The organism is Bacillus sp. RC251, from assembly GCF_044908765.1.
GTDB classification, from domain to species: Bacteria; Bacillota; Bacilli; order Bacillales; family Bacillaceae_G; genus Bacillus_A; species Bacillus_A wiedmannii.
Genome location: NZ_JBIYDP010000001.1, coordinates 1,720,095 through 1,733,257, shown reverse-complemented (window position 1 = coordinate 1,733,257; position 13,163 = coordinate 1,720,095). Strand labels below are relative to the sequence as shown.

Below are 13,163 nucleotides of genomic sequence, written 5' to 3'. Positions count from 1 at the left end.
ACCATCTCCAAAATTTTCTTTTGCAGTTGAAGTTTTCCGAATAATAAGTTACATTTTTAAAGTTCAAGCAACTTTATGAAAGTACAAAAAGGGGAGAAATATTGTTATTATGCAAAAAATGAAATGGAAGAACTATTTATGTTATTTTGTTATTTTTATACTTCTTGGAACAGCAGTAACAGTCAAACCATCTATCTCAAAAGCTGAGGAATCTGATGTTAATATTACACTGTTAGGTACTGCCGATATTCATGGTAGATTTATGCCTTGGGATTATGCGCTTGATGGTGCAAATACGAGTGGAAGTTTAACGCAGCTTTATACGGTTATAAAGAAGGTGCGTCAAGAAAATCCCAATACCATATTAGTAGATGCCGGGGATACAATTCAAGGAAATTCAGTAGAGTTATTCAATGATCAGCCACAATCGCCAATGATGGTAGCGATGAATGCAATGGAATATGACGCCTGGGCATTTGGAAATCATGAATTTAACTTTGGATTAGATACATTGAAAAAAGTTAGTGAGCAATATAAGGGCAAGACACTAGCAGGAAATATTTATAAGGAAAATGGAGAGCGTTTTCTTCCTGCATATACAATTGTTGAAAAAGGTGGAATTAAAGTCGGGATTATTGGTATGAATACACCAATGATTAGTGATTTTGAAAAAGGGACAGATCATTTGGATGGTTTAGTTGTGAAAAATCCAGTAGAAGAGACAAAAAAGGCAATTAAAGAATTAGAAGGTAAAGTAGATGTAATGGTAGGCGTTATGCATATGGGACTAGAAAATGAGAATGGAATCCCTGGTACTGGTGTTCAAGATATTGCGAATGCTTGTCCGGAACTAAGTGCTATTTTTGCAGCTCATATGCATAAACTTGTTAAAAAAGAAGTTGTAAATGGCGTTATTATTACAGAACCAGATAAATATGGAACACATATCTCACGTATTGACCTTACTTTTACAAAGCAAGATGGAAAGCTGGTTTTAAAAGATAAAACTGCTACAGCTATACCTGTAAAAAATACTGATGGAACAACAATAGTATCTGATCCTACACTTGAAGACACACTGACACCTTTTCACGAGTATGCGAGGGGAGATGCAAATGTTGTAGTCGCTCAATTAAAGGGTAGAAACCTTGTTCCTGAAAATGAAATAAAAGGTATTCCAAGTGTGCAGATTCAAGAGACACCTTTATCGGATTTCTTTCATGAAGTCATGCTCTACTACAGCAAAGCAGATGTAGTAGCCCATCAAATTGATAACGATAATGCCCGTTTGGATGTAGGTCCTATTAAGAAAAAAGATATTGCGTATAATTATCAATATGCTTTGGGAGAAATTACGGTATATAAGGTAACTGGGAAAGACTTAAAAGACTATATGGAATGGGCGGCAGGGTACTTTAACTCATCTCGTGCCGGAGATGTAACAGTTAGCTTTGATAAAACCCGTCGTGCTTCTAAATACAGTACGAATGATTTCTTTGGAGGCGTAAAATATGAAATTGACTTAACAAAACCATATGGTAGTAGAATTACAAATTTACGCTCTATTCGTACAAATAAACCAATCAAAATGAGTGATGTTATGACGCTAGGAATGAATGCGTATAGAATGGAGGCTCTTCAGGCAAAAGGGGGAGCTTTAGAGGGACGGAAATTTGAACAAACTTGGTCATCTAAACAAGAGAATGCATTCGGAGAAACAGGTGGAACCATTCGTAACCTTGCTATTACATATTTAAAAGAGGTAAAGAACGGTGTATATACGCCAAAAGTTATGCATAATTGGAAAATTACTGGCGTGAATACACATTCTTCAGAGCATAAGGCTGTAGTGGATCTTGTAAATAAAGGGATTTTAGAAATTCCAAAAACTGAAGATGGAAAATATACAAATATAGCATCTATAAATACTAAAGATTCAATTACAAAAGAAGAGATTGTAGCACTCTCACAAAAAGCTAATATTAATCCAAATCAGTTTAATCATGTAAAAAGAAAAGGTGAATTTTACAAAAAACTTAGTAGGATAATTAAATAAATATAAAATAGATAGCTTTCGTGCAAAAAACTATTAAACTTGGACATACCATTATCCTAAAAAAAGTTTGTGATTGGTATGGAAATATAAAGAATCAACGATAAAAAATCCCCTGGATCATTAAACAAATCCGGGGGATTTTTTATTTGAATAATTTTGGTTTTATTTCTTACTATGCATATTTATAATATGCTTTAAAAGAACATACCTTGAGCTAATAACATGCAATAGATGTGTCCTTTACTATATTTAAATGGGAGACAAATTAAAGATATTTTTGACAAAATAAAAAAGCCTGAAACTCATATGAGACTTCAGCTATCTCATGATGTTACAATCCATGCAGCTATATACATAACAACATTATATTAAAAAATCTAAATTGTAGATGCGCTGCCTCACTAAAGTATTTATATACTATATATCATAAAACAATACACGCACTTTCTTTTTCTTGTTTATCAAGGTCATTAGTATTTATTTGATCCATCTTTATCCTAAATCAACTTCATGTCCGAAATATAAGTTTAAATAAGTAATATAAATTATAAGATGTCCTATAATAATTGTTATTTTAATAGCATTAAACCTACTCTTAAAATAGTAAAGAGTGGGTTTTTATGTTGTTATTTAGATGTAAGGGTACTTTGATTAGAATGAATATAGATAATTAACAACTAACCAATTGGATGAGCGCCTAAAAGAGCTCTGTTTTATTGAAATTAATATACATATATGTGTCGTTCTTTATTTATATCATCGACCACATATATGTAATTTTGCATAATGTTACATAAATTGTGTATTTTCTCTTTTTTCCGACAGGAATAGACAGTATACTTTGTACAAGCTTTCTATTTCAAAAATTATACGAGGTGAAAAAATGAAAAACAAAAAGACATTAACTAAGGTAGCATTAACAACAGGCTTAGCTTTAACAGCTGTAGCACCATACGGAGTAGGTCATGCTGAGGAAACAGATCAACTACAAGTTCAAATTCAGGAAGAATCGTTCCGTTCAGGTGAACTTACACAACCGTCACAAAAGGCACCAGAAAATGTAGTAAAAGATGCTCTTAAGGAGAAAACAGAACAAGCTCTTTCTCCAAAGCAAGTCAATGGAGAAACAGGAGTAGATTATAAAGTTCTTCAAAAACGTGGTTCATATGATGGAACTACACTTGTACGTATACAGCAAACATACGAAGGAAAAGAAGTATATGGCCATCAATTAACTGCACACGTAGATAATAACGGTGTTATTAAAAGTGTTTCAGGCGATAGTGCGCAAAATTTAAAACAAGAAGAATTGAAAAAAACTATTAATCTATCAAAAGATGAAGCAAAACAATATATTTATACGAAGTACGGGAACGATATCAATTTTATTTCTGAGCCAGAAGTTAAAGAAGTTATTTTTGTTGATGAAAATAATGGACAAGCTAGCAATGCATACCAGGTTACATTTGAAGCTGCAACACCAAAATATGTTTCCGGAACTTATTTAGTAAATGCACAAAATGGTGATATGTTAAAAAATATGGTACAAGAATCTAACTTAAAAGCAAGTGAAAAACTAGTTGGAGCATTAAAGAAAAGTAAAAAAAGCAATCTTACATCATTAACTGGAACAGGAAAAGATGATTTAGGTATATCACGTACATTTGGAATCTCTCAACAAAGTAATGGCAAATATGCTCTTGCTGATTATACAAGAGGGCAAGGAATCGAAACATATGATGTGAATTATAGAGACATTACTAAAGAAGAAAGCTATTATCCTGGTACATTAGCAACTAGTGCTTCGACAACATTTAACGATCCAAAAGCAGTAAGTGCTCATTACTTAGCAACAAAAGTATTTGATTTTTATAAAGATAAATACAAGCGTAATAGCTTTGATAATAAGGGACAAAAGGTAGTTTCAGTTGTACACGCTTGGGATTCCGGAGATACGAATGATCCGAAAAATTGGCAGAATGCTTTAAGTGCGAATAATGGAAGTATGCTTGTATATGGAGATCCTATCGTCAAAGCATATGACGTAGCTGGCCATGAATTTACACATGCTGTTACTTCTAGCGAATCTAATCTTGAATACTACGGTGAATCTGGTGCGATTAATGAGGCGCTATCTGATATTATGGGAACATCTATTGAGAAATACGTAAATAATGGAAGCTTTAACTGGACGATGGGAGAACAAACTGGATCTGTTTTCCGTGATATGGAAAACCCGGCTTCTGTTCCATCTTCACTTGGAGTACCTTATCCAGATGATTATAGTGAATTTAACGATTTTAATGGATGGGATCAAGGTGGCGTTCATTTTAATTCAAGTATTATTAATAAAGTTGCGTATCTCATTGCAAAAGGTGGAACTCATAACGGTGTAACTGTTAAAGGGATTGGTGAAGATAAAATGTTTGATATCTTTTATTATGCAAATACAGATGAGTTAAACATGACTTCTAATTTCAAAGAGTTGAGATCAGCATGTATTCGAGTTGCAACGAATAAATATGGAGCAAATACTGCTGAAGTTCAAGCAGTTCAAAAGGCATTTGATGCAGCAAAAATTAAGTAAGTTAGAAATATAGTTTTCATTCATATATTATTACATTATGAAAAATAGCTACTGTCATTTTAAAGATAGTAGCTGTTTTTTATACAGCAATGTATGATTGAAAATACACTTAATAAGCAATAATTAGGTTGTCCATCTTTATGAAGTTACGACACATATATAAGGATTAAAGTGTATAAAAACAGAAAATTAATAATATATTGACCTCTTAATAGAAAGTGCTATAAAATGAAAGCGATAACAAACGATTGCTTTAAAATGATTTCCTTGATCTTTTAGTATTTACAAACATATGCAGACATAAACAAATCTATTTTTTTGAACATTAATGCAAACGTTTTCGTAATAAAAGAAGATCATTGAAATCCATATGTGAAAATTGCCAATATGGGGGTGAAGTAAAAGAGATTTCTAGATTAATTTAAATAGTGTAATTTAGTACGAGCATAATAAATGGTACGTACTATTTAAAGAAAGGGTGTATGTGGTGCAAATGATAAAAAGATTAATTAACAAATCCGTTGTATTACTGACTATAATCGTTATGTTATCATCTGTTTTCTCTTTTCAAAGTGTAAAGGCAGTTTCAAATTCGAAAACAACTGAAGTTATCATTCATTACAAAGAGCAATCTGGAAATACAAAAGAATGGAACCTTTGGACATGGGGAGAAAATTCAAATGGTAAATCATATGAATTTACTGGTGAAGATGAATTTGGAAAGTACGCTAAGATTAATATAGATGGTGACTATAATCGTGTAGGATTTATCATTCGTACGAATGAGTGGGAAAAAGATGGTGGCGATCGTTGGGTTGAAAATATAAAGGATGGTCGTGCTGAAGTATGGATTCTTTCTGGTGATGATAAAGTATATAACTCTAAGCCATCTTCGGATCTATCAATTCAAAAAGCAACTATTGATAGTTTCAATGAAATTACTGTAACGACTAATGTCCCGTTTCATATTAAGGAACGGAATATTGAAATTGAAGGCATTAAAATTAAGGATATTAGTCCTTATGATATAAACAGTGGAAATGTTACTAATAAGGTTAAAATAATTACAGAGCAGAAAATTGATTTAAAACAATCATACAAAGTTAAAATCGAAAACGTAGCTGATATGTTTACCGAAATCGGTAAAGTCATTCGTAGTGAGGAATTTGATCATTCATTTTATTATGGTGGTAACGATTTAGGTAATATATATACGCCACAACACACTAAGTTCCGTGTATGGGCTCCTACTGCGAGTGAAGCGAAGTTAGTTACATATAAAAAATGGAACGATAAAATAGGTACTGAAATAAACATGCAACAAAGTGAAAAGGGCACTTGGAAAGCAGAACTTAAAGGGAACCAAAAAGGTCTCTTTTATACGTATAAGGTGAGAATTGGGGATAAGTGGACTGAGGCAGTTGATCCGTATGCGCGTGCTGCTTCTGTAAATGGAGATAAAGGTGCAGTTGTTGATTTAGAAGAAACAAATCCGAAAAAATGGAAGACAAACAAAAAGCCAAAATTTAAAAATCCGGAAGATGCTATTATTTATGAATTGCATGTACGTGATCTTTCTATTCAGCCCGAAAGCGGTATTAAACTGAAAGGAAAATATTTAGGGGTAACAGAAAAAGGAACAAGAGGTCCTGAAGGTGTGAAAACAGGACTTGATCATATGAAAGATCTTGGTGTTACGCACGTTCAGCTTTTACCGATATTTGATTATGCATCAGTAAATGAAGAGAATTTAAACGAACCACAATATAACTGGGGATATGATCCGAAAAACTTCAACGTTCCAGAGGGATCCTATTCTACAAATCCATATGAACCAACTGTTAGAATAACCGAATTAAAGCAAATGATTCAAACACTGCATGATAATAATCTTCGTGTTGTAATGGATGTAGTATATAACCATATGTATAACGCTGCTGAATCTAATTTTCATAAGTTAGTTCCAGGTTATTATTATCGTTATAATGAAGACGGAACATTTGCAAATGGAACCGGAGTAGGAAATGATACAGCTTCAGAGCGAAAAATGATGAGAAAATTTATGGTGGATTCGGTCACATACTGGGCAAAAGAATACAATTTAGACGGATTCCGTTTTGATTTAATGGGTATTCATGATTATGAAACGATGAATGAAATACGTAAAGCTGTTAATCAAATTGACCCTTCTATTATACTGCATGGGGAAGGTTGGGATTTAAATACACCTCTTGCTGCTGAATTGAAAGCAAATCAAAAAAATGCAAAGAAAATGAAAGGGATTGCTCATTTTAACGATAATATACGAGATGGATTGAAAGGTAGTGTATTTGAGGAGAAAGAAAATGGCTTTGTAAATGGGAAGGAAAACATGGAAGACCGTATTAAAAAAGGGATTACAGCAGGCATTGACTACGATACAAATTCGTCTACGTATAAAGATCCGGAGCAGGTGCTAACTTATGTGGAAGCGCATGATAATCATACATTATGGGACAAACTTGAGTTAACTAATCCAGGTGACAGTGAAGAAGTGCGAAAACAAATGCACAAATTGTCTTCTTCAATTTTATTAACATCACAAGGCATTCCATTCTTACATGCAGGACAAGAGTTTATGCGCACGAAATATGGTGATCATAACAGTTACAAATCTCCTGATTCAATTAACCAAATAGACTGGTTGCGCCGTGCAGCATTTAATAATGAGGTAGAATATATGAAGGGTTTAATAGATTTACGGAAGAAGTACGCAGCTTTTCGAATGACAACCGCAGAGCAAATAAAAACACATGTATTATTTATTGATGCCCCGAAAAATACTATAGCTTATACAATAGAGGGGAATAAAAACGAATACTTTACGGTGGTTCACAATGCAAATAGAGAAGCGGTTGAAATAACACTTCCATCGAAAGGTCCTTGGAAGGTACTAGTAGATGGGAAACAGTCGGGAAGTAAACCACTGTATGTTGTCCATGACAATAAAATTAAAGTTCCTGCGTTAAGTTCATTAGTTTTAAAAACAGAGACACCGATTAAATAACTTTAAAAGTGAAGTGAAAATTGTTTTCACTTCGCTTTTAAAGTTAAAGTAGTATAATTTCACGTACTGTAATTTTATTACAATTTAATAAACAAAAAGAGAAGAACTCACCAAGGTTCTTCTCTTTTTTATGTGTAATTAGCGTTTACATGATTGTAGATATAAGAGGTTTTGAAAATAGCTAAAGGCAAGACGATGAACCTATGTACAAAGTGACAAGAAAATGACAAAACTGTAAGAATGCATGAATGTTTGTAAGAAAGTTCGATGTTTTCCTTTTTCTTTTTTTATTAAAGTGAAAAAGAAGAAAGTGATTTCATGAGAGGTTGATATTTTTAGATGAGTACAATAACCAAAGCTATTTATGTAATGAAGGTGTATGGCAATCAGTAAAACACCTTACTAAAAAGGAGGGATTTGAAATGTCTTTTTCTCAATTCAATATTGATATTTTTCGAGCAATTAATGATTTAGGTAAACAATATTCATTCCTAAACTCAACCATGGTATTTTTGGCAGAATATATGGTATATATTTTTGCTTTAATTATTTTAGCTTATTGGTTTACCGGGTCCAGAAAAAGTAGAATGATGGTTATGCAAGCGATGGTTGCTTTTGTAATTGCTGAAATCATTGGAAAAATAGCAGGGAAATTTCATTTGAATTATCAACCGTTTGCAGTATTGCCGGATGTGAATAAACTTGTCGACCATACTGTAGATAATTCATTTCCTAGTGACCATACGATTCTCTTTTTTTCAATTTGTTTTTCGTTTTGGCTTGCTCGTAAAAAATCTGGATGGTTATGGCTTATACTTGCATTTAGTGTAACAATCTCTCGTATTTGGGTAGGGGTTCATTATCCTTTTGATGTTGCAATAGGGGCTTTAATAGGATGTATTGCAGCGTTATTTTCGTATTGGTTAGTACCGAAATTTTCTTTTATCAAGCAATTGCTTACTCTATATGAAAGAGTAGAGAAACATGTTTTACCATCCAAAAACAAATCAAAGGGATTTTGAGTATAGCCCTTTCTCATCCTTATTATTATTCTACACAAGTTGAATGGGTCGATACATTCAATGCACCTATTTACATCCACGAAGACGAAAAAGAATGGGTAGTACGTCCAAGTAACAAAATAATTTTTTGGTCGGGCGAGTCTTTTGAATTAACAAATGGCATTCTTTAAATCGTATTGGAGGTCATTTTAAAGGAGGAACTGTTTTACACTGGAAAGGTGGAAATCATAAAAAAGGTATTACAGTTATCCAAATCTGATTCTACTTCCTGCTAGTAAAGTAAGAGAGATGATGGATAAAGTAAAAGGGCTACCATTCAACCGTATTTATAATGCTTTTCATCGAGTCGTGTCAAAGCATGCGGACCTTGCTGTTCAGAAGTCAGCAGATCGATACATAAAAGCACTGCAGGAAACACTTTTTAATACATGAGATGTTTCAATATTACCTGTAGACATCTTTAAGAAATTAAAATAAATAGAGAAGTTTAGAGCATGTTATTATCATTTTTTAAAACATGCTCTTTGTATTTAAAGTAACACCAACATTACTGACACGTACAAGTTATCAACAATCTTTATGTTGAAAGAATCTTAGCGTACGAATGTTGGTACTACCCCCTACTTAGTAATCTCACAATTTAAGGCATATCATTGGGGAAGATTTGGGAGTTCAATCGATTCTGAATAAAATGGATAGTATCAGTTGCAATTTTTTTACGTTTAAGGACAATCCCGGCATGCCCACATGTATAAATATATCGCGTAGGTCTTTCCCAGGATTCCCACAAATAGTCCGTATCCTCAGAATGCACATAAAGATCATGCTTGCCCGAAATTAATAAAATATTTTCTTTTTTTACTTTTGGTAATGCTTGACTCGGTTCAGTGATTTTCCAATAAGCTATTAAATCATCATAAGTAACACCATGATGTTCCAAGTCTTCTCTAATAAATTTACCTGGATTTGTCTTCCAAATTGAATAAGAGAGTCGATTCGCGTAGAAAATGGATGCTAACACATCAATTTCTGGTTCAACAAGAGATGTTAAGTTAGTAATAACTCCACCTAAACTGATTCCTATTAAAATCAAGGGACCATTTTTATTTGCTTTAATCCATTTGATCAAAGTTCGTAAATCAGCTACCGCTTGTTTAGTTGCTTCTACAGTTCGTTCAACATTGGCACTTACCATGTACTCTCCACTGTATAGGGATTGGTTCGGTTTTCTGTCAAAATGATATGGTAAAGTGAAATAATACATATTCCACTTTAAGTTGGTCATATGATCGTGGAATATTTTTTTTACACGTTCGTTAGAATCCATTCTCCAACCGTGAACAAAGATGACATGAGGTGCATCTTCATTTTTATGTAAAAATAATTCTCCAGTGACAGAATCGTTGCGTGAATCACCAGATTGAACCGAGCTTTTATATTTGAATTGTCCAACCATGTAGTCCTTTTCCTGTTTTAAATGCTTAATGTTAAAATGAATATGAGATGGTTTTACTTTATAAAAAAATTCTATGTCCTTTATATATAGTGAGGTGTTAGAAAGAGAAGTATACTGAAACTTTACACTTCTTTTTTTGTGCAAATCATACAAGGCGTATCGATCAATGAGTTTTGAAAAAATCAAATTAACCTCCTCCAAAATACATATCGTCTAAAAGATGGACAAAATTTATGCTGTAAATTAATTGTAAAATATTCTCTTTTCCTAATAGTAGATGCTTGAATTATAAAACAGGTGGGAAATTTGTATATTATATTATAAAGCTATCAATAAAATAAAACTATAAATATCTTTTACAAAAACCTAAAAAGCAAGTTAATATTCTCATTCATAAAAGAGAACATTAACTTGCTTATTTTTGTATTAAAAGGTACACCTTTTGAAGTGACGTAATTTATATGAAAGACAATGTGTCAATTTGTATATTTAATACAGTGATAGTTATCATAATTTTCGAAGCCTATAGTTAATTAACCTTACAATATACGTCTTTTTGGTATATAAATAGCTATATTCATTAGAGAAAGAGTTTTAATCCTTCATGAGAATCTTTAAAACCTAATTTCTTATAAAAATGTAAAGCTTCTTGTCGTTCTTTATCTGTTGTTAACTGTACTAAATGACATCCCCGTAATTTAGCACGTTGAATAGCCCATTTAATAAGTTTACTTCCTATACCTTTACCACGTTTTGATGAGGCTGTCCGTACACCCTCAATTGTAGCTCTCCACCCCCCTTGACGTACAATGTAAGGCGTAAATGTAATTTGTTGAATACCGACAATCTCCGTCCCATCACACGCTACAATCAACTCGTTATTTGGATCACAATCAATAGCATAAAATGCTCTTATATAACTATCAGGGAGTGGTGTTTCATAGCGCTCTCTTTTATTTCCTAAAACATCATCAGCAAGCATTTTTACAATTTCATCTAAATCATCTGCCGTTGCAATCCTAAATGTTATAGTTTCTGTCACTATCAAAAAACCTCCTTAATGTATGCACTTGTTACTTTTATTTTACTTGTTTAAATACAATAGGTTAAATTATAAAATATTATGAGTCTCTATAACTTTTTCTTATAGATAGCATAAAAGCCTAACTTATAAAATTATAATTTAGGCTTTTTAACACAATATTATTATTAGAAAATCCGACCAACTTCAAAAAAACTCCATATTCTTTAATGAATTTTCATATTTAACAAGCACACATAGAACCATTCAAATAGGGTGGTTTTTATTTGTTGTATAGAAATTACGTAATAAGCATGGATTTGTATGCTCTCATTCAATGCTATCTAAAGCCATAACTTCCTTGCACATATTCAAAAACGATTACGTTTTTGAATATGTGTTCCGGTCTTTCTTGACCAGGTCAATGAATAACTACACATAAACTCCTTATATCTCTAGATAAACTACCGATTAGCTCCATATAGACTCTAGATAACCTATATAGAATACAAGTTATCAAGGAGGTAAGAAAAAATGAACTTTATGAAACGAGCAATTCTCAGTATGAAAAAAAGAGTAGGAACATCATTAATTTTGATGGCGGTTTTCCTAATTGTTACAAATTTGGTGTTGGCAGGATTCACAATCCAAAATGCATCAAAAAAAGCTGCTGATGCAGCAAGAAAAAAACTCGGTGCAGATGTTACTTTAAGTCTTGATTTTGACAAATTAGGTCAACAAGCTAGGGAAACTGGAGAGATGCCTAATCCACCGAAGCTTAATACAAAAGAAGCAGATCAATTAGCGAAGTCAAAGTATGTAAAAGACTATAATTACATAACAAGCACTTTCGGAATTTCTGACGGACTTAAACTAGTAGGAGCTTCAGAAGGAGAAGAAGAAGGAAAAGGTAAGGCGGGAATGGCAGCTGTACGAGGCGGTTCAGGCTCCGGTACAGAAATAGATATGAATTCTTCTTTTATGATTGAGGGAGTTCGCAAAACTGCATTACAAGAAAGCTTTAAGAATGGAAAAAGTAAAATCATTGATGGGAAACCAATTACAGAACAGATGAAAGATCAGAATGTAGCTTTAATGGAAAAACGATTAGCGGAATTAAACAACTTGAAAGTAGGAGACAAAGTTAAAGTGCAATCAGGGGATAAGAAGGAAACCCTGGAGGTTGAAATTATCGGTATTTACGAAACGAATGAGCAAGCAATGGGGCAACAAGCTCCTCCTATAATGGATCCAGCTAATAAACTATATATGCCGCATTCAACTATGAAAAAATTAGAAATAGATCAAGGTATAAGTAGCATTCAAGTCGTGTATTTCTTGAAAGATCCACAAAACATTGAAGCATTTAAAGAAGAAGCAAAAAAATCTGATATTGATTTTAATTATTATAAATTAGATGCACATGATTCGTTGTACAAACAAATGATTGGGCCTATCGAAAATATCTCATCTACTTCTCAAATGATTATTTATATTGTATCAATTGCAGGTGCGATTATTTTAGGGTTAATCATTATGTTATCGATTAAAGCACGTCGTAAGGAAATGGGGATTCTATTGTCCATTGGAGAGAAAAAGTGGAAACTGATGGCGCAGTTCGTAGTAGAAGTAGTATGTATCGCTATTTTAGCATTTGGATTATCTATAACAACAGGAGCAAAAATTTCTCAATTCATAGGGAATAATTTACTTTCGAGTGAAATTGCTACAGCAGGAGAAGAAACAAACACCTCACAAAATGGAACTGTAATGGTAGCTGGACCTGGTGGAACTGTACAAAATCAAAAAGAGGGTCCAATTGATAAAATTAATGTAAGTGTAACAGGTGAAGATGTAGGAAAAATGGGGGGGATTGGACTAGCTATTGCTATAATAGCAACGCTTCTTCCGGCATTATCTATTCTACGTTTAAATCCAAAACAAATTCTTTTAAAAGATGAATAAGGAGGCTTAA

The 13,163-nt window shown here is 32.9% G+C and carries 7 protein-coding genes and 1 pseudogene; 6 read left to right on the top strand and 2 right to left on the bottom strand.

The window, feature by feature from the left end:
• Positions 1–109 precede the first annotated feature (109 nt).
• The 5 genes and pseudogenes from ABH961_RS08695 to ABH961_RS08675 all read left to right on the top strand — a co-directional run.
• The gene (locus ABH961_RS08695; protein WP_098077477.1) at positions 110–2,056 is read left to right on the top strand and encodes a bifunctional metallophosphatase/5'-nucleotidase; all 1,947 of its coding nucleotides are present in this window, start codon (positions 110–112) and stop codon (positions 2,054–2,056) included.
• An 883-nt stretch (positions 2,057–2,939) separates the two neighbouring features.
• On the top strand, positions 2,940–4,643 hold the full coding sequence (locus ABH961_RS08690; RefSeq protein ID WP_404519237.1) for a M4 family metallopeptidase: 1,704 nt from the start codon (positions 2,940–2,942) through the stop codon (positions 4,641–4,643).
• Positions 4,644–5,130: 487 nt separating this feature from the next.
• Positions 5,131–7,689 (top strand): type I pullulanase, encoded by a 2,559-nt coding sequence (gene pulA / locus ABH961_RS08685; protein ID WP_098642429.1) that lies wholly within the window; start codon positions 5,131–5,133, stop codon positions 7,687–7,689.
• 422 nt (positions 7,690–8,111) lie between these two features.
• Entirely contained in the window at positions 8,112–8,711 is a 600-nt protein-coding gene (locus tag ABH961_RS08680) for an undecaprenyl-diphosphatase (protein ID WP_098077468.1), read from the top strand.
• Positions 8,681–9,143: pseudogene (locus tag ABH961_RS08675) on the top strand (MBL fold metallo-hydrolase); the annotation flags it as partial. The gene ABH961_RS08680 and the pseudogene ABH961_RS08675, both read left to right, overlap by 31 nt.
• Positions 9,144–9,351: 208 nt before the next feature.
• On the opposite strand, the gene ABH961_RS08670 reads toward ABH961_RS08675, so the two are convergent.
• On the bottom strand, positions 9,352–10,353 hold the full coding sequence (locus ABH961_RS08670) for an alpha/beta hydrolase (protein ID WP_098047671.1): 1,002 nt from the start codon (positions 10,351–10,353) through the stop codon (positions 9,352–9,354).
• Between the two features lie 394 nt (positions 10,354–10,747).
• The gene (locus ABH961_RS08665; RefSeq protein WP_098047670.1) at positions 10,748–11,209 is read right to left on the bottom strand and encodes a GNAT family N-acetyltransferase; all 462 of its coding nucleotides are present in this window, start codon (positions 11,207–11,209) and stop codon (positions 10,748–10,750) included.
• A 513-nt stretch (positions 11,210–11,722) separates the two neighbouring features.
• On the opposite strand from ABH961_RS08665, the gene ABH961_RS08660 reads away from it, so the two are divergent.
• Complete coding sequence (locus tag ABH961_RS08660) at positions 11,723–13,153, top strand: ABC transporter permease (protein ID WP_098077463.1); 1,431 nt, start codon at positions 11,723–11,725, stop codon at positions 13,151–13,153.
• Positions 13,154–13,163: the final 10 nt, after the last annotated feature.